Below are 18,677 nucleotides of genomic sequence, written 5' to 3'. Positions count from 1 at the left end.
TGAAATCATGTATTCGGTTTCCTAAAGAAGAATGTGAGATGAAGAAAGCAGATACGGTCAAGAAGCTTTTGATTTTGTCGTTCGGCCTTTGTGTGATCACGTCGGTGGTGGCCTACTATGGTTATCTCGAAAAGCGTGAAGCCCAGTTTTGGGTGGACCATACCGGCAAGGTCATCCACGAATCGTATCGCGTCTTGGCGCATTTCAACGACGTGGAAACCAACCAGCGTGGTTTCCTCATCACAGGCGACACCTCCTATAGCCGCGCCTACCGGCAGGCCACCGACAGCCTCACAGAAAAGCTCGAAGACGTTCGCCAGCTCACCGCCGACAATGCCGTGCAGAAGGCCTTCATCGCCACCACCATTGTGCCCATTGTTGATCGACGCCTTCGCGACATCGAGCTTGCATTTCGCGGGGGGAGCGACTCGGCGGCCACTGTGTTTTCGGGTAATTCGTTTCGCGCCTCCAGCGAGGCACGACAACAGATGAACGACGCCATCGAGCACATCGACGCGCGCGAGTCGGGGTTGCTGAAGGCGCGGCAGGCGCAGTTGAAAAACATCACCACGTCAACGGAATGGCTGGTGTATAGTTCGCTTGTGCTCATCGCCATCACGTCGTTGCTGGCGTTCATCACCATTCAGCGTGTGCAGGAACAAAATCATCAGCTCATCGCTTCGCTGCAACGCGCCAACGACACCCTCGAAACAACCGTCGAAGAGAAGACACGCGACCTGCGCAAGGCAAACGAAGACCTGCAGGATTCCAATAGTTCGCTGGGCGCCATGAACGAAGAGTTGCAGGCGTCGCAGGAAGAAGTGAAGTCCTATCTCGACTACACCCTGGCCCTGCAAACCAACCTGGAAAAGAGCGAACGCCTGCACCGGCTGCTGTCGGAAAATTCGCAGGACATCATTGCCATGTTTTCGCTCGACAATAAATTTGAATACCTGTCGCCGGCCATCACGCGGGTGTTGGGCTACGAGCCCGAAGAACTGGTGGGCCGCGCGGGCATCGAACTTGTTCACCCCGACGATGTGGCGCGGCTGGAAGTGCCCAGCGACATTGCCGCGAAAGGAAAGAAAGTGACCAATCCCTATTTCCGTCTTCGGCATAAGCACGGTCACTATGTGTGGATGGAAGCCCACTCCAATCCCATTGTTGATGATCAGGGAAACATTGTCGGCATCCAGGCCATCAACCGCGACATTACCGACCGCAAACAGGCCGAAGAAGCACTCGCCGACAGCGAACGCAAATATCGCCTGGTATCCGAAAACACATCCGACTTCATCGCCCTGCAAAGTCCCGACGGCATGTACACCTACGTGTCGCCGTCGGTCACCGACCTGCTGGGCTATGAGCCTTCGGAGTTGATTGGCCAGATCGGGTTCTACCTCATTCACCCCGACGATGTGACGGACGCGCTGTCGGTGGCCAAAGACAAACCGAGTCACAAGGAAGTGAACCATCACTCACACTTTCGCATGCAGAAGAAGGATGGAAGCTATTTGTGGGTAGAGGCCTCAACCCAACCCATCGTTGACGACGACGGCACACTGGTGGCTGTGCAGACGGCCGCGCGCGACATCACCATCCGCAAGAAGGCCGAGATCGCCCTCATCGAAGCAAAAGAAAAAGCCGAAGAGGCAACCCTGGCCAAGTCGCAGTTTCTGTCTACCATGAGCCATGAAATTCGCACACCCATGAACGCTGTGATCGGCCTCACCAACATCCTGCTCGAGAGCGAACCGCGCGAAGACCAGTTGGAAAGTCTGCGCCTGCTCAAGTTCTCGGGCGAAAACCTGCTGGGCATCATCAACGACATACTCGACTTCAGCAAAATTGAAGCGGGCAAGATCACGTTGGAAAGCATTCACTTCAACCTCTATGAAATGCTGACCAACCTCACCACCATGTATGGCAAACGGGCACAGGAAAAAAACATACGCCTCGACCTGCACTATAACGACGACGTGCCGCGCACGATGAAGGGCGACCCCGTGCGCCTCAACCAGGTGGTGACTAACCTGGTGGGCAACGCCATCAAATTCACCGAGCGTGGCTACGTGGTGCTCGATGTTTCGGCGGTGCGGCAAGACAACGGCCACCGGCTCACACTGAGTGTGAAAGACAGTGGCATCGGGTTAGAGAAACATCAGATCGACCACATCTTCGAAAGCTTCTCGCAAGCCAGTTCCGATACCACGCGCAAGTATGGCGGCACCGGCTTAGGACTGGCCATCACCAAGCGCATTGTGGCCCTCATGGGCGGCACCATTGTGGTGGAGAGTGTGCCGGGCTATGGCTCCACGTTCACCGTTGTGGTGGTGCTGGAAGAGGGCGACGCCGACGCCTTTGCCGTCGTTGGCCCCGTGGTGGTGCGCGACCTCGAAGCCCTGAAAGCAAAAGTGTTGCTGGTGGAAGACAACCGTGTGAACCAGGTGGTGGCCAACAACTTCCTGAAGAAGTGGGGCATTGAAGTAGACTTCGCCGGCAACGGGCAGGAAGCCCTGGAGTTCATACAACGCAAGGGCTACTCACTGGTGCTCATGGATCTGCAAATGCCCGTGATGGACGGCTACACCGCCGCCCGCAAAATCAGGGACATGGCCGATCCCTATTTCAAAACCGTGCCCATCATTGCCCTCACCGCCTCGGCCATGCTGGAGATACGCCAGAAGGCTTTCGACTGTGGTATGAACGACTACATCAGCAAACCCTTCGACCCGCAAGACCTTCGCGCCAAGCTGTCGCACTACATCGTGGAAGTGGAACACGAAGCGATGGCTGCACCACTCACCTGGTCGAAAGACCTGGACCTCTACACCGAAGGCAACCCGGAATTTAAGCGCGAGCTGGCCGTGATGATTCTGAAGAACGTGAACGAAGCCCGTCACTCGGTGACGCTGTTAAAAACCACGGGCGACGCCGAACAATATCATCACACGCTTCATAAAATAAGAACGTCGGTGCGGCTCCTGGGCGATCAGGAATTTGAACACACGCTTGAGGAAATTGCGCGTCGTCTTCATGCCGAGCCCGGCAAGAACCACGATAGCCTCTACCTCCGTTTCGAAAAACAAAGTGCCATGCTTCTCCGGGGTTTGCAGGAGGAAATAGATGCATTGGAGTCTTCACTGTGAAACGTGCAGAAGAATGTATGCCTGGACAGAAGACAGGTAAGGATAAAATAAGAAAGCCAGATTCTTTTTGAGAACCTGGCTTTTGTATTTCTGATGGATGTGTGTGGTTAGATCAATGCCACAGCTTTCCTCATTTTTTCTAAACCAGTTTTAGCCACCACAAGGGCATCTTGCTTCCAATAGTCGCCGTTGAACAGTTCGAGCGAAAGCACTTTGGTGCCGCCCATGTTGGCGAGGTCGGTGAGAATTTGTTTCAGGGGCGCCACGCCATCACCAGGATAAACGCGGTGCGAATCTTTTTGCTCGGTGCGCGCAATGTTGCCGGGATAGTCGTTCAGGTGAATCACGTCGATGAGGTGACCGCTCACCATCTTGAGGCAGTCGAAGCCCGAACCACCGCGGAAGAGGTGATACACATCGGGAAGGATGCGTGCATCGGGGTCATTGGCTGCGGCCGCCGCCATGAGGGCCTGTCCAAAATGATAGAACACGGGCGACGATCCCCAGAATTCAAGCAGCGGCATCACACCGGTTTCACGCCCCAGGTCAAGCAGTGCCTTGTAGCGTTCGCCTACTTTGTAAAGATCGAGTGTAGTGTCGCTCTTCACGCCCGACGACGGCGCGGCAATGCGTTTGCATCCCAGCTCGGCCATCATCAACATTTCTTCTTTCATTTGCGCAAAGCCCTGCTTGCGTTGTGCATCGTCGTCTACCATCCAGGGGGCAAAGCCGATGGCGTCTTCAACGGTAAGGTGACTATCGTCGAGAACTTTCTTAAGGGTCTTCAGTGAATTGCCTGAGTCTTTGAAAGCTTTCACATCCTGCACCCACAGTTCCAGGCTGTCGTAGCCGGCGCGGGCGGCAATGTCGATATACTTTTGCAGGCCGGGTTTCTGGCCGCTGATGGTGCTGGTGTTCAGGCAGAACTTGAAGGTGCCAGTGGTTTTCTTTTCCGGTTTCGAAAAGGCGAGCTGTGGCGCAAGGGCCGCAGCGCCGGTGAGCAATCCCAGGGTTCTCAGGGCATCTCTGCGAGTAGTCATAGCGTAAAGGTTGTGGTTTCGGTTGGGTGCATTGGGCACAGAAGCAAGCTACAAAAAAATGCCGACCGGGCAGCGAATTTCAGGCACCGGAGTTATGCGGTGATGAGCGCGTGTGTGGTTGTGAGTAGATAAATCTTCTCAACCCGGAAACAATCTCCCCACCGGGCCGGTTTGTTTCTTGATAATGGGTAGTTCTCAGCGCATTAACACGCGGGAGGATGAGGTGTATGATTTTTGATGTGTGATGAGGAGGTTTAATAACAACAAGTATGGAACGGATCAGCCTGGTGCTGGCGGTCAAACAATATGTTGACACCACACCGAAACTCTGGACGGGCAATGCAGAACCTTTCGTGAGAGACGAGAACATCTTTACGTTTCCGATTTCGGATCCCGCCAGCCAGGGTCGTATCAGCCGCCTGAAAGGATATCAATATCTGCTGCGCGTGCAGATGTTCTATCGCGTGTTGATGTGCAGGAATTGAATGGAGTCAATCACCTTGCATGTCTGACGTGAAGGCGTCACATGTTTTTAACAGTATCTCTGGGCACACCATTGGGCGCAATCTTCAGGTTGACAGCGATGTCTTCCCAACGATATAATTGAAACGTGCGATCGGCCGACATAGCCAGAAACATTCCCGCTTGAAAGGTGGGGTTGAGTGTGGCGTTGCTCACGTCAGAACCATCGCTGTGACGGGCGATGAGCTCTTCGGTTTTGATGAGCGTATGCTGATGCGGATTTGAGGGTGCACCTTCGCGGGGAAAGATTTGAAAGCGATGGGCCTGCTGGTCCGACACGAGAATGTAGCCTGTGCCGTCGTTCACTTTATAGATGGAAATACCTTTCTGATCGCCGGCAAATCCTTCGCCGGCAAACAAGGCGAGTTCGGCGTTGCCCTTATCCGGGTCTGCATGGTACTTGCGCACGCCGGTGCCTTCGTCTGCATAATAGACATAGCCCAGTTCGGCATCGACCGCGATGGCATCAATTTTTTTCTTGGCGCTAAACGTTCCAAACTTGCGTGCAACGGTGGCCGTTATGGTGCCGTCTTTTGCTTCCAGTAAATATTGCCACACATAGGTGCTATCGGTTGGACCGCTTTTGCGGGTAACAAAGGCATAGAACTTTCCGGATGTGGAATGTTTGTAGAGAGCCACGCCCAGGGGTTCGCGAAAGTGTTCACCTTGCTCGCCCACAAACATGTCGATGCCCGCGCCGTCGATGGGCTTGAGGTCGGGTAAGCTTACGATGCGCAGTTTGGAAGTGAGTGTTTCGGTGACGGCGGCGATGTCAACTTTTGTGTTGCCCAGCGGGAAGCCATAGGCCACATCGACACTGCCGGGTTCTTTGAGGGGCAGGGTGAGATCTTTCAGCATCTTGCCTTGCAGGCCGAATGCATAGAGGCCACCGTTGGCATTTCGGTCGGTGCCCAGCACGAGGCTTTGCTCCGGGTTGTCGGGGTTCAGCCAAAGGGCCACATCGTCTGAGTCGAAGGGCACAGTGTCGGTAATTACCGGGGGGCGCACGGCGTTGGGCGAGGGGGGATCGACCGACGCATCGGTCGAGGTGCTTTGGCGACAGGAAAACGGAAGCGCGAACACAAGCGCGAGCAGTAGACTTTTTTTCATTGTGATTTTCAACGTAATGCCCGCAACCAAGACCTATCCCAGTGCAAGCGTTGGCAACGGACAAAGGCGAAGATACTTTAAAAATCAGGCCCGCAAAACCCCGCGTTCACCAACCCTCCCGGACCGGAAAAGACAACCCTTTCAAATTCATTTCGCGAATCACTGTCGCGCATGTGCTCCGGTGCAATCGTTCGTTTGTTCCGTTGAAATAAAAGTTTCGAACGAAAGCGCCTAACGCGCGTTGCCTTAAGAACCTTGTTTACCTTCGCCCGTGTTTAACCACCAACATGCAGATGTGTGTTGCATTCCAGTTAACTCATGGTCACAGACAACAACTTTTAATCCGTCATCACTCATGGAAAAGCGACCGCTTGGAAAATCCGGCATTCACGTAGCACCCCTAACCTTCGGAGGCAACGTGTTCGGCTGGACACTCGACGAAAATAAATCATTCGAACTGCTCGACGCCTTTGTCGGCTCGGGCTTCAACTTCATAGACACCGCCGACGTGTATTCGCGCTGGAAACCCGGCAACAGCGGTGGCGAATCCGAAAACATCATCGGGCGTTGGGTGCGTGCACGCAACAACCGCAGTAGTGTAGTCATCGCCAGCAAAGGCGGTGGCGACATGGGTCAGGGAAAGAAAGACATTTCGAAAGCCTACATCCTCAAAGCGGTGGACGCGTCGCTGCTCCGCCTGCAAACCGACTACATCGATCTCTATCAAACCCATTGGGACATTACCGACACACCCGTTGAAGAAACACTGGAAGCCTATGCGCAAGTGGTGAAAGCCGGCAAGGTGCGCGCCATCGGTGCATCCAACTTCTCGCCGGCCCGTCTTCGCGAAGCACTGGCGGCCAGTGCAAAACACGGCTACCCCCGCTATGAAACTCTGCAGCCCGAATATAACCTCTATGCACGCGAAGGTTTTGAACAGGAACTCGAAGCAATCTGCAAAGAGAACGCGCTGGGCGTAATAAACTATTATTCATTGGCGGCAGGCTTCCTCACAGGCAAGTACCGCTCCGAAGCCGACTTCGCGAAAAGTACCCGCGGTGGCGGCATGCAAAAATATCTGAACGAGCGCGGCTTCAAAATTCTGCAAGCCCTCGACCAGGTGGCAAAGCAATACGACACCACACCGGCCAGCGTAGCCCTGGCGTGGCTCATTGCACGTCCGTCGGTCACGGCTCCCATTGCCAGCGCCACCAGCGTTGAGCAGTTGCAGTCGCTCGTGAAGGCCACGGCGCTGCGCCTGTCACCCGACGCCATCGCCACGCTGGATACGGCGAGCGCGTGGTAGGCAGATTAGTATACGAACATTTTTTAGCTGACCTTTTTCAAACCATGCGTTTAAGTTTAGTAACCCTCACCGTTGGCGCGTTCGGCATTGGCATGACCGAGTTTGTGATGATGGGAATTTTGCCAGACCTCTCCGAAGCGTTCTCGGTGTCTATACCCGTGGCAGGCTACCTCATTGCAGCGTATGCCGTTGGCGTTGTAGTAGGTGCACCGTTGCTGGTGGGCATGCTGGGAAGCCAGCCGCCCAAACGACTGCTGATCTTTTTCATGATCATGTTCACCCTGGGCAACGGCATCTCGGCCTTGTCGCCAAACTACATCACGCTGTTGTTGATGCGTTTCATTTCAGGCCTGCCACACGGCGCCTTCTTTGGCGTGGGTGCTGTAGTAGCCACGCGCCTGGCCGAACCGGGACGCGAAGCAAGATCCATCTCCGTGATGTTTGCCGGCCTCACCATTGCCAACATCATCGGTGTGCCGCTGGGCACCTATCTGGGGCACACGTTTGGATGGCGGTTCACATTTCTGGCCGTCGCCATTGTAGGCGTGCTGGCCATTGTGAGCATTCGCCAATGGATGCCCAAGCTGGAGCCCACACCCGGCGCAAGTCTTCGCAGAGATCTTAAAGTTTTTACGCGTGTTGAGCCGTGGCTCATCATCGGCATCACCATGATTGGCACCGGCGGCCTCTTCGCCTGGTTCAGCTACATCGCCCCGCTGATGACGGAGGTGGCAGGCTTTAGCAGCGAAGCGTTGACCTACATTCTTATGATTGCAGGCGTTGGCATGGCCATCGGCAATTTCATTGGAGGCCGACTGGCAGATCGCTCGCCCCTGAAAGCCGCACAAATTCTGTTGCTGAACATGGCGGTTGTGCTAATTGTGCTGGTGGTAGCGGTGCACTATAAGCCTACGGCGTTGCTGGTAACGTTCATCACCGGTGCCTCGGCGTTTGCCCTGGGGGCACCGTTGCAAATGCTGATGATCCGGGCCGCGAAAGGAGCCGAGATGCTGGCCTCGTCTGTGACACAGGGAGCATTTAATGTAGGCAATGCGTTGGGCGCCTATCTTGGAGGCGTGCCCATTGCATTGGGCTACGGCTACACATCGCCGGAATGGGTTGGGGCCGGTCTGGCTTTGGTTGGCCTGGCGATAGCGTTGTTTGCGGCGCGCTATCAGCGGAATGATGTGGCGCCTGCGTATGCGGTGGTGGAGGCGGAGGGGTGAGGTGTTTTCCTTTTAAACTGTTCTGGCATCATGCCGTAATTATCTCTTGAGATTCTTCGGATCGACTACCCCGCTAGCGTCGACAAACTTCAACTCCAGAAACTCTCCGTTAACCGACAGGGACTCATGCCGAATGTCGAGCGCCAAATTTGCAATCAGTGTGCTTTTAGTGATGTTTATTATCCTTAGCCGGAAGGTTGAGGATAGTTGTATTAAGTCGTCCGTCAATCGATAGGAAACTTCATGCGGCGCTCGGCCTCCAGCAGACCAAACAATGGCTTTGGACGGATGGCAGAGATCGAGCAGGTCAGGCAGCATGTCTGATCCAAACATCACATGTCTTAATTTTCCGGAATTATCCAGCCGTTTGTGCCCTGTCAATTTCCAGACGCGATGCGCGGTGGTTTCTTCGACGGATTGTGTCAGGTGGTTGGACAATTCGTTTGCCAGTACTTGTTCTGTTTTGGTCCAGGGGCGTGTCCAATCGGCAAAGCCATACCGGCCGTCGCCTCTGGGCATGGCGGTGTGCACGGCCAGTTGACCATAGAGTCCTTCGTAGATCGTGTTGGTCATTCTGGGGTCGCGCGAGTGGTCATTTTCAAACGAGATGCCTTTCAGGGTGCACATGCCAATGTCGTAGGGAACGAAAGAGTAGCCTGGAAATCGTTGCCTGATTTTATCCTCGAGTGATCTGAACGCTGTTTCATATTCGAAGGCCGGCGAAATGGTTACGGCATGCGTTGCTTCGAAAGGGAAATTCTCTATACTAGAATCCCAAGGCATCATAACCGTTGAACTGTCAATGCCGCAGATTGAGAAATAGGGGCCAAGAACGCTGATGTAGAAATGAAGCTTTTTCGACTTGATGAAGTTTGCGTTCTTTATTTCTTCCAGCACCACGGCCCCGCTATAGCAAAAATTGAACAACGAGAAGGTGGACTCAACCTTCTTTTTCATCTCCTTCTTTAGAAGCTTGTTTAAGGCTGACCATTGCCTGTATTGTTTTGCGTCGACAAAGTTGTCGTTCATGGCTTTGGCGATTTTCTCCAAGCCGGGAAACGACTGAATGTTCTCTTCCGTGTATTTTTCAGGATCGTCGATTGGAAAGTGCGCTTTAATGGTATCGTAGATAGACTGAAAATTGTAGTCAGGGTACGTGTTTTTAAATGTCCGTAGTTGACAGGGAGGGAGTGACATGCGTGTTCGTTTTAGCTAAAAGCGTTGTTCACTTAAAAATCTCAAATGTTTTTCAAATAGCCAAGTCGTTTGTAGAGAATGACAGGAAGCCGTCTTCATGTATTGATTGGTGTAAATCAGTATTGTTCGTTGATAATATTTCTAGCATTTTTAGCGGAGAGAATTGACAAGAGCCTGTGTCGATTCTACGAGTCATAGTATCAGTAGAATTTAACGCTCAATACGCTATGGATTTTAGAACATACGCTGAAAGGCTTGATTACTTAAAGGAACTTGTCCTTAAAAACAGGCTTCCATCCCCACAAACACTGGCGAATAAATTTGAGTGCTCAGAAAGAACTGTGCGCCGAATGATCAATATGCTACGCGATCAGGGCCTTGATATACGGTATGACGTGAAATTAAAAAAGTATACATGCGGCCCCCAATGACGGACAAGATTTGTCCGTCGTCGCCACTATACTTGCAATGCTGAGACCTTCCAGCAACGTAAAGCTATTTCTTACCTAAACGACTTGTTATGAAGAGCGTTCCTGGAATTATTGTTTGCGCGTTGGTTATGGTTATTGCCCTGGGTTCGTGCGACCGAAACGAAGCCGTTGTTGCAACTTCGGTTTCAACTGTTGAAGATCCGGATAAAGAACAGAAAGTGGTATTTGCTAAAGCGCTGGCGCGCGCCGTTGCGGCGGAGCCTGCTGTGCGAAGTTTTTTGAAGCAAGAGTCGCAAAAGATGATTGACGAAGACTTTGATGTGGTCTATGCGTTGGTTCGCGATGTTGAATTATCAAACGGACGGACCTTGCGAGAGACCCTGCTTCCTTATTTTTCCACACCCGCCGAGCTCACGGCTATAGAAGAACGACTTCCGTTGCTGACGATCTTTGTGCCGACTTTACCCGATAGAACGTTTTCCGCAAGAGATTAGGACGTAGAAAATCAGGTGCCCGACGTGGCCATACGTGTGCGCGGCACAAATGGGATTCCGATCGTCAAAGCCGATGGTCATCAAATTCTTCTGGAACCATCGCTCGTTCCAGGCTATCCTGTGATTGTGGTGAAGACGAATGAGCGAATGATAACGGAGAAACAGCCCGGCTTTCGAGAGACGGAATCTACACGGACGATCAAAGGAGCGAATGGCCTTTCCTATAAGTTCACCGACGATCTATTTGATCGGTCCCTAACTGGACTCGCATATCGCGAAGAAAAGCAAAAACGACTCATTAAACCGGATGCCAAACTCAAAGCGGCGTATGATATATATAAGAAAGCTGACGGTTGGCAACGGGACTACATATACTACGGGATAACACCGAGCGCTCCCGATGGAGAGTTTTCATATGACTATAAGGAATATATAAGCTCATTTTATGTGACGGGCGATGCTTTTTTGGTCCACCAGCGAATGGCCGAGCAGTCGGGTGATCCTTTTATTAAATCGGGAAAGAAGTCGTCAGGCTGGACCGATGGCTTTTTTGAGATTAGATGTACTGCTGCTGTGCATGGGCAAAATGGCGTGGGGACAGAGATTAAAAGCGCTTTTTTATCTAAGGGCTCGAACTTGTTTGACGTGGTGTATCATGTTAAGAAAAAAGGTATCTGGCCTTTTCGATATGATTTTTATGAGATTGAATCAGTGACGGCAAAGCAGGTTCTAACGAGTATGCCGCTGGTTAATTGGGACCTTGAGTCTTATGCAAGCACTTTTCGAATAGATGTTGAGGAGGCTGACAACGTGGAGGTTATAAAAACGTCGAGGACGGAGAACGTTGAGTTTGCCACGAACTTTGACGTCCAGGCCACCATACTTAAAGTGGGATTGAAATTCGGAGCTAGTCGCAAAAGAAATGTTACAAATACGATTGAGGTCACTACGACTTTAGAAAGTGATTACCTGGGGCAGGCTACAGTGAATTTCGCAGACAAGGTTATTACTGAGAAAAGTGTTTTTGGCCTATACATGTCGCGCGAATACTATAACGATATTTTTTCCATAAGTATTGAGCCTCGACATATTCAATAGCAGACACTGACCTTTATTAAACAATGCACCATATCTCAAACTCACTGGCGCTAATAGTGGTCGTCAACTTGTGTCTAGGTTGCCACGACAAAAGTGAACCACTTCCTGCCATTCCACCCTCTACCCGGCTAGACGGCACATACGACGTTCAGAGTATTGTGTGCGAGTATGCAATCGACCTTGATCGCGACGGAGTGTTTAGCACAGACCTGCTTGCCGAGGCCCATGAAACGGGCAACGCATCGCGGTATTATGCTGAGTTTCGTACTACAATCTATCATTGGGAACCGGACTTTTATGATCAGGAGATTTCACTTGTGCGCCCTTTTGCGAATGTGTTTCGAGATGACCAAGGAAATGTCATCGATGTTCTATATGGCTTCACAAATTTGTTGTGTCGCTATGCTTACGACGAATCGACAAATAGGATAACGGCCTTCAGAAACCTGGGCAGCGGCGAGATTCATGAGGTGAATATGTTGTCAGATGGTGTATTGGAAATTCGGTTCTCGGCCAGCTACTTTTCAAACAACGACTGGCGTACACTGCCATTGAAGGGAGTCTACAAAAGGAAGTAGCGTGTGGTCGTAGCAGACTTTGACTATTTCGATTAGGTCGTCATTACGGATGACAACCTAGTCACAGCCATACACGTGAGGTAGCTGACTCACCGCTCCAACCTAAACGGAAAATCCGTCCTCTCCTCCATCATGCCGCACTTTTTGCTGGGGATGCCGTATTTGCGTTCCAGTTCGCGTTGGGTTTTCAGGGCTTTCACAACGGCTTCGCCGCAGCCGTAGCCGATGTCTTTCATGATCTCGTAGGCAACGGGCTCGCAGTTTTCGTAGATCACTTTGATGGTGACGGTGCCCTCGGCTTTGTTTTGCCTGGCTTTGGGTGGATATTCAATCTTGACTTTGACGATGGGGGGAAGAGAATCGTTTGTGTCGAAGTTGAATTGTTTGATGACGCGGCCTTCTTCGGTGTAGGTTTTCCAGATGCCGGTTTTGTGGTCGTGTTTGTAGGAGCCTTCTTCGATGATGGCGTTGTAGACGGCGGTTGAGCTGTTTTGTTTGGGTTTTTTGTAGCGTATCCAGTGGCCGTCTTTCAAGCCTTTGTCATAGTGGCCTTTCTCGATAAAGCCGAGCATGTCGGTTTTGGGATTTGCCAGTTTGAGTTCGCGCGCGGTCAGTTCGCCGTCGTAGAATGAATAGTAGGCACCATGCTTCACCGTGTCTTTTCCTTTCAACACGTAATAGATTTCGTGGATGGTGGCGTTGGGGTAGGTGGTTACGATCTGGTGGTGGTGTTGGGCGTGTACAAAAAAGGTGGATAGCGCTAGGATTAACGTGATGGTCACATTTTTAGTGACCTTAGAGATGGTGCATGTTGCGTTCATGATGGCGCACGTCAGCCCGGCTTTCGTCTCCTGACATTGCAGGACGGTTGGCCTTGCGGTCAACGGGGACTTGGTGGTGATGCAAAGATAGCAAATAGCATGCTGGATTCTGAAGCTGTGATCTGAAACGAAATGCCGTTTGTCGACCTAAACGTTGTTTTGCGCAAGGGATCGCAGCGGAAAGCCCACAGCGTGCGTTTGGGGTGTGCGGGGGAAGGCGAGGACTTGCAGCGTAGAGCCCGACCCGTGTGTGGGGTTGTGTGCAGGGAAGGGATGCGCCCATGTTGTTATCAAAGAAAAACGCTTCGGTTTGGGATTTATATCCCAGTTGCCGAAGCGTTTTGTTTTGTTAGCAGTGTGGCGCTTTTCTAGAGTTCATCCACCGTTTTGATGTTGTCGTCGGGGATGCGGTCGATCAATTTGTTGTAGGGATCGATGCCGGCTTTGATGGGTTTGCCGGTCACTTCAAACTCGAGTGTGTGTTCGCCCGGTGTGAGCCAGTGTTTTTTCAGGTAGAGTGGTGTTTTCTTTTTCATGCCGTTTTCGGCTTTGCCTTCTTCGGCAAAGATGCCGATGTCTACGAGGTCTTTGCCGGTGCCTGCGCCGGTCTCTTTGCCGAGGCCGTCGTAGTATAGTTTTTTGGTTTGCACCGTCAGCGTCACTTTGTATTTGTCGCCTTCCAGTTTTTTATAGTCGGCTTTGGTGATACGGTTTTCGTAGAGGGCAATTTTCTCGAAGCCGTCTTCGATGTAGTAGTGGAGCGAGTCGGGTGTGGCGGCCTTGATGTAGCTATACCATTCGTTGGATGTGGGGAACGGTGGCTTCTGGCGGAAGGCGGCGGTGTCGAGAAATTTCTGGAACGCGTGGTTCAACGTGTCTTCGCCAATCAGGTCTTGAAGGCCGTAGAGAATGAGTGAGCCTTTGTCGTACCACACATAGGCACGGCTGTCGTTGTCGAGCAGGGTGGCTTCGAATTTATCTTCGCCGGCGCGGCCGCGCAGGTAGCGGTCGAGTGCATACTTGAGGCGTTTTTGCATGGCATCTTTCCCATACTCTTTTTGCAGCACCATGAGCGATGAGTATTCGGCCATGGACTCCGACAGTTGGTTGGCGCCGCGTGTGAAGCTGGGTGTTACCTGGTGGCCCCACCATTGGTGAGCAATTTCGTGGGCCGTCACATAGAAGGTGTAGTCGGTGTCGTCGGGGTCGCTGTAGTCGGCCACCCAGCCAAAGCTTTCGGTGTAGGGCACGGTGTTGGGGAACGACTGGGCGAAGCCGGCGTAGCGCGGAAATTCAAGAATGCGAATCTGGCGATATTGATAGGGCCCGAAGTTTGACGTGAAATAGTCGAGCGAGGCTTTTGCCGATTTCACAAAGCGGTCGAGGTTGTAGGCGTGTGTGGGGTGATAGAAGATCTCGATGTTCACGGTGTCGCCATGCGCGCCTTTCCAGTGGTCGCGCTTCACGGCATAGCGTGCAGACGAGAGGTTGAAGAAGAGGTCCATGGGGGCGTCCATGGTGTAGTGATAGAACTTGCGTCCGTTTTCTGTCCATTCTTTCTGGATGTAGCCGGGGGCGATGGCCAGTTGATCGGCATCGGTGCTGATGGTGGCCTGGAAGGTCACATAGTCGGCGTCGTCGTTGAAGAGCAGTGTGCTCAGGCCCAGTGGGTCGGTTTGGGGTGGAGCCACGTAGTCTTTTTTGGGCAGGCCATATTTCTTGCGGTCTTTGTCGCTGGTCATGGGGTCGCCGGGATAGCCGAACGAAGGGAACACGTTGAGGTCGAAGAAGGTGCCGTTGTAGACCACTTCGCGATCGAGGCCGCTGTTGGCAAAGCCTTCGGAGCGGGCGTCCATCTGCACGCTGAGCACGGCGGTGTCGCCCGGGTTTAGGGTGGCCGGCAGTTTGTAGATGTAGAAGCGGTTCACTTTGTCTTCCATCAAAAGCGTTAACGGTTTTTCGTTGAGGGTCAGCGTTTCGATGCGTGTTTGGCGTATGGGGCTGCCGATGTTGAGCAGGAGCGAGTCGATGGCTTTGGTGGATTTGTTCACCACGGTGAAGCGGGCGGCGGCCACGGTGCGGCGTTCTTTGGGAAAGATGTCGATGGTGGCGTTCACGTCCGTTACTTTGGGTTGGGCCATGAATTCATACTTCTTGTATTTTTTCTCGAAGTCGGCGCTGATCTGTTTGCTTTCCTTGCTGGTGCGGTAGGTGTTGAGCACGCTCACGTTGTAGTAGATGAACGCACCGGTGCCGAGCCACAGCAGAGTGAAGAACGTGAGGGCCACGGCGGGAGCGATGTTGAAGCGGCTGCGCGCCAACATCCAGCGGGCTTTGAACGAAGACTCGGAGCCGCGGTTCCAGAAGAGGTTGCCAATGACGATGAAGACGGCGCCGAGGCTGAGCCAGTAGATGTGAAAGATGGTGAGCGTGCGCAGGAAGTGCCCGAAGCCGTTCATGTCCGACACCATATAGTTAGGTGCGTAGCTGTAGAACAACAGGTTGTAGTCCATGTCTGCAAAATTGCGGAGGCCCAGCAACAACACCCAGATGCCAATGGAGACCACGTGGCCCATAAATTTATTGTTGACCAGAATGTGGACAATGAAGCTGAGCATGACAAGCTCCACGTATTCCGGAAATTCAATGAGATAGAGGTCGGTGAAGTACATGCCGAACTCAAAATTAAAATATCCCTTTGCCACTTGATTCATCACGCCACACACCAGGACGAGGTTGACCAGCAAAAAGCTGATGAGCAACAGTGCGATAAACTTAGCCCCATAGATGACCCAGTTGGGCACGGGAAGGGCATCGGCAATGTTGGCATAGTTCACACTTTTGTCGCGGTGCACCACCTCGCCGGTATAGAAAATGAAGATGATGAAGACGAAGATAACGTAGTCATAGTCCTTCACTTCCAGCATGTAGTAGGTGAGGGGAAGCGACGGCGTGCCGTAGATGGGTGATCCGAACCAACCATCGAGAAACAGAAACAGGACGCCGGCCAGCAGGATGGCGATGAAATAGAAATCTTTTGCAATGAACTTAAATTCCAGTATGGCCAATCGCAGCATCTTGCGGAGGAAGATGGAAGATGAATATACTTTTTGGACCACCGGCAGATCGACTAACGCCCGGCCTATTCTTTCGGTGCTTTCTTCTTTACGTAATGCTCCGCTTGACGTTGCCAGCATGCTGCGGAATGAGAACCGAAAATACGTGAACACAAATAATGCAAGGCTGATGCCGATCCAGAGCACGCGATTCCAAAGGAAGTTGCCGGAGAGCGGGATAAGATTCACATTCTGTTCAGCAGGAGTCCAGTATTTGGTTGCGTTGTTATAGGTGGTGAGCGCGAAGGGATCGAGGATGTCGACCAATGTCTTGTTGTCGAGGTCGCGTGTGAGCGCGTTGGCAAGCAAATACCCCACAAATAAAAGAACGCTGGTCATGTAGGTGACGGCGATCTTTCGTGTGAGGGCCACGAGAGAGAAGAACACAGCGGCGGCAAAAAAGAGATTGGGTATGCTCAACACCACCGTGTTGTAGAAGTAATGATAAAAAACAAAGGGTCCGTAGCGTTCGGGTTCAATCTCGCCGGCAACCAGACCAACGGGTCCGCCGATGAGTAGTCCGAGAGGAAAGGCAAAGGTGATGAGCAGCAGAATCAAAAAAGATCCCCAGAAGCGCCCCATCAGATAGGACTTCTCGCCGATGGGGTAGGTGAAGAAATAATCCTTTGTGCGGTATTCAATGTCGCGATAAACAGGCACGCCCATGACAGCGGAAGCAAGAAAGACCTCAAAGAGACTGAGCACAAGGGTCATTTCACCAAGGGCGGTCGATGAGTTTACATAGGCCTTCTCGGAGGCGGGGCTGCTTCCAAAATAACCGAGCAAGCAGGCAAGAACAAAAATGATCCCAAAGTAAGCCCACGTGGCCGGCCGCTTCATGCGGTAGCGGATTTCGAAGAGAAATATTTTCCAGAACATAGCGGTGCGTTGAAGGGTGGGATTAGGCGGTAACGATGTTCGACTTGTCCTTGTCGGCGATGCGCGAAAAGTATACATCTTCCAGGCCGGCTTCCACCGGTTTGAAGCTTTCGTCGGGGCGTATCTCGCTCAACACGTGAATTTGTGTCTTGCCCATCTTGAGTTGCGTGGAGATGACGCGGAACGAATTGCGGTAGACCGTGAGCTCTGATTTCTCGATGCTCTTGCTCCAGATTTTTCCCTGCACTTCTTCCACCAGGGTGTTGGGATTGCCTTGCGCGATCACTTCGCCCAGGCAAATGATGGCCATGTTGCTGCACAGGTTGGTCACGTCTTCCACAATGTGTGTGGAAAGAATGACGATGGTGTTTTCGCCGATTTCGCTCAGCAGATTATAGAAACGGTTTCGCTCCGCAGGGTCGAGGCCCGCGGTGGGTTCGTCTACGATGATGAGTTTGGGGTTGCCGATCAACGCCTGGGCTACGCCAAAACGTTGTTTCATGCCGCCCGAAAAGGTGCCGAGGTTTTTGTTGCGCACGTGGGCGAGGTTCACTTTCTCGAGCAGGATGCGCACAATTTCCTTGCGTTGTTTTTTGTCGACGATGCCCTTGAGGTCGGCAATGTGGTCGAGCATAGACTCGGCCGTGACGCGGGGGTAGACGCCAAATTCCTGGGGCAGGTAGCCCAGTAATTTCCGGACCTCCTGTTTCTGTCGCAGCACATCGAGGTTGCCCAGGCGGATGGTGCCGCTGTCGGCCTCCTGCAGGGTGGCGATGGTGCGCATGAGCGACGACTTACCGGCGCCGTTGGGCCCCAGCAGGCCAAACATGCCCTGGCTGATGGTGAGCGAAACGTTTTTCAGTGCCTGCACCCCGTTGGAGTAGGTCTTGCTGAGGTTTTCAATGACAAGTTGCATGTGCGGAAAGGGTTTTTAGGAGGTTAGGGATGGCGTTGCTACCGACGACGGCCGACACCCGCGGGCATGGGCTTCCGCGCAGGCAAACGATCTTGAAGGGGCAGGTCAGGTTTTCTCAAGGTGAACGAAGATAATAAATGTTGCGAATGGAAAGTACGGTAGGGGTAGTGATTTTTGGAGGGGATGGCGAGGGAGGTGGCAAAAAATGCAATTCTTTTTTTAGTTTTGAAGGCGTGAGCGTCCCACGCCCGATGTTTTACAGAACCGTTTTTGATTATGGCAACACCCGTCTATGCTTTTGAAACCGACCTGTTTGCGGTGTCCGATAATGGCATTCACTTGCTCCGGAGCGGCTACAACTACGAAACCATCCCGTTTGCCAAAGTGACCAGTGCCCGAATAGCGCGGGGAAAGGAACTGCACAATTGGGGCATCGTGCTCGCGATTGGTTTGGCCTTGCTGGCCTTCGCGGTGTATTATGTGTTGCGCATGGTGATTGTTGTGGGCAACGACGAGGTTGACAGAATTTATATAGAAGCCATTGTGGTACCGGTCATCCCCGCTATGCTTGGGGCATATTGTGTTTATTCATCGATGCGCCAGGGACTGTTGCTGACCATTGGCACAACGGCGGGAAAGAAACACAAACTTCCCCTCGGCGAGTTGGTGAAGCATGACAGGCTTGAAATTTTTGAGTCGGCCATGGAGGCAAAGCTGGGCAGGAAGTTGAGACTGTGATGGCCTGTTTGTATAAGAGAATAGTGTGTGATTGTATAACTCGAACGTTTAGCTGA

The 18,677-nt window shown here is 52.4% G+C and carries 15 protein-coding genes; 9 read left to right on the top strand and 6 right to left on the bottom strand.

Features of this window, described 5'->3' with window-relative positions:
- The first annotated feature begins 38 nt into the window (after nucleotides 1–38).
- Nucleotides 39–3,149: a PAS domain S-box protein gene (locus tag JI741_RS21870; protein WP_202013482.1), complete on the top strand. Its 3,111-nt coding sequence runs from the start codon at nucleotides 39–41 to the stop codon at nucleotides 3,147–3,149.
- A 107-nt stretch (nucleotides 3,150–3,256) separates the two neighbouring features.
- Here the strand turns inward: JI741_RS21870 and JI741_RS21865 are convergent, their stop codons facing one another.
- Nucleotides 3,257–4,189 carry a sugar phosphate isomerase/epimerase family protein gene (locus JI741_RS21865; protein ID WP_202013481.1) on the bottom strand — a complete coding sequence of 311 codons (933 nt, stop codon included), beginning with the start codon at nucleotides 4,187–4,189 and terminating at the stop codon, nucleotides 3,257–3,259.
- A 269-nt stretch (nucleotides 4,190–4,458) separates the two neighbouring features.
- Here JI741_RS21865 and JI741_RS21860 point away from each other — a divergent pair, with 269 nt between their 5' ends.
- Nucleotides 4,459–4,674: a hypothetical protein gene (locus tag JI741_RS21860; RefSeq protein ID WP_202013479.1), complete on the top strand. Its 216-nt coding sequence runs from the start codon at nucleotides 4,459–4,461 to the stop codon at nucleotides 4,672–4,674.
- A gap of 37 nt (nucleotides 4,675–4,711) precedes the next feature.
- On the opposite strand, the gene JI741_RS21855 is transcribed toward JI741_RS21860, so the two are convergent.
- On the bottom strand, nucleotides 4,712–5,821 hold the full coding sequence (locus JI741_RS21855) for a phytase (protein ID WP_202013477.1): 1,110 nt from the start codon (nucleotides 5,819–5,821) through the stop codon (nucleotides 4,712–4,714).
- Nucleotides 5,822–6,176: 355 nt separating this feature from the next.
- Here JI741_RS21855 and JI741_RS21850 point away from each other — a divergent pair, with 355 nt between their 5' ends.
- Together JI741_RS21850 and JI741_RS21845 are read left to right on the top strand one after the other, a co-directional pair.
- Nucleotides 6,177–7,127: an aldo/keto reductase gene (locus tag JI741_RS21850; RefSeq protein WP_202013475.1), complete on the top strand. Its 951-nt coding sequence runs from the start codon at nucleotides 6,177–6,179 to the stop codon at nucleotides 7,125–7,127.
- Nucleotides 7,128–7,171: 44 nt separating this feature from the next.
- Nucleotides 7,172–8,353, top strand: coding sequence for an MFS transporter (locus JI741_RS21845; protein WP_202013473.1), 1,182 nt, complete (start codon nucleotides 7,172–7,174; stop codon nucleotides 8,351–8,353).
- A 39-nt stretch (nucleotides 8,354–8,392) separates the two neighbouring features.
- Here JI741_RS21845 and JI741_RS21840 read toward each other — a convergent pair whose 3' ends face one another.
- Nucleotides 8,393–9,550: a hypothetical protein gene (locus tag JI741_RS21840; protein WP_202013471.1), complete on the bottom strand. Its 1,158-nt coding sequence runs from the start codon at nucleotides 9,548–9,550 to the stop codon at nucleotides 8,393–8,395.
- A gap of 227 nt (nucleotides 9,551–9,777) precedes the next feature.
- Between JI741_RS21840 and JI741_RS33095 the strand changes: the two genes are divergently transcribed.
- The 4 genes from JI741_RS33095 to JI741_RS21820 all read left to right on the top strand — a co-directional run bounded on the left by JI741_RS33095 (nucleotide 9,778) and on the right by JI741_RS21820 (nucleotide 12,151).
- Nucleotides 9,778–9,981, top strand: coding sequence for an HTH domain-containing protein (locus JI741_RS33095; protein ID WP_202013469.1), 204 nt, complete (start codon nucleotides 9,778–9,780; stop codon nucleotides 9,979–9,981).
- Nucleotides 9,982–10,070: 89 nt separating this feature from the next.
- Nucleotides 10,071–10,475: a hypothetical protein gene (locus JI741_RS21830; protein ID WP_202013467.1), complete on the top strand. Its 405-nt coding sequence runs from the start codon at nucleotides 10,071–10,073 to the stop codon at nucleotides 10,473–10,475.
- 24 nt (nucleotides 10,476–10,499) lie between these two features.
- Entirely contained in the window at nucleotides 10,500–11,573 is a 1,074-nt protein-coding gene (locus JI741_RS21825; RefSeq protein WP_202013465.1) for a hypothetical protein, read from the top strand.
- Nucleotides 11,574–11,596: 23 nt separating this feature from the next.
- Nucleotides 11,597–12,151 carry a hypothetical protein gene (locus tag JI741_RS21820; protein ID WP_202013463.1) on the top strand — a complete coding sequence of 185 codons (555 nt, stop codon included), beginning with the start codon at nucleotides 11,597–11,599 and terminating at the stop codon, nucleotides 12,149–12,151.
- An 89-nt stretch (nucleotides 12,152–12,240) separates the two neighbouring features.
- On the opposite strand, the gene JI741_RS21815 is transcribed toward JI741_RS21820, so the two are convergent.
- From JI741_RS21815 to JI741_RS21805, 3 genes are all read right to left on the bottom strand, one after another.
- Nucleotides 12,241–12,972 carry a toxin-antitoxin system YwqK family antitoxin gene (locus tag JI741_RS21815; protein ID WP_202013461.1) on the bottom strand — a complete coding sequence of 244 codons (732 nt, stop codon included), beginning with the start codon at nucleotides 12,970–12,972 and terminating at the stop codon, nucleotides 12,241–12,243.
- 368 nt (nucleotides 12,973–13,340) lie between these two features.
- Complete coding sequence (locus JI741_RS21810; RefSeq protein WP_202013459.1) at nucleotides 13,341–16,967, bottom strand: M1 family aminopeptidase; 3,627 nt, start codon at nucleotides 16,965–16,967, stop codon at nucleotides 13,341–13,343.
- Nucleotides 16,968–16,989: 22 nt separating this feature from the next.
- Nucleotides 16,990–17,883, bottom strand: a complete 894-nt coding sequence (locus JI741_RS21805) for an ABC transporter ATP-binding protein (RefSeq protein WP_202013457.1) — start codon at nucleotides 17,881–17,883, stop codon at nucleotides 16,990–16,992.
- Nucleotides 17,884–18,159: 276 nt separating this feature from the next.
- On the opposite strand from JI741_RS21805, the gene JI741_RS21800 reads away from it, so the two are divergent.
- On the top strand, nucleotides 18,160–18,621 hold the full coding sequence (locus tag JI741_RS21800) for a hypothetical protein (RefSeq protein WP_202013455.1): 462 nt from the start codon (nucleotides 18,160–18,162) through the stop codon (nucleotides 18,619–18,621).
- The last annotated feature ends 56 nt before the right edge of the window (nucleotides 18,622–18,677 follow it).

It is taken from the genome of Chryseolinea lacunae (assembly GCF_016735595.1).
In the GTDB taxonomy this organism is placed as follows: Bacteria; Bacteroidota; Bacteroidia; order Cytophagales; family Cyclobacteriaceae; genus Chryseolinea; species Chryseolinea lacunae.
This window is presented reverse-complemented; position numbering and strand designations above follow the sequence as displayed.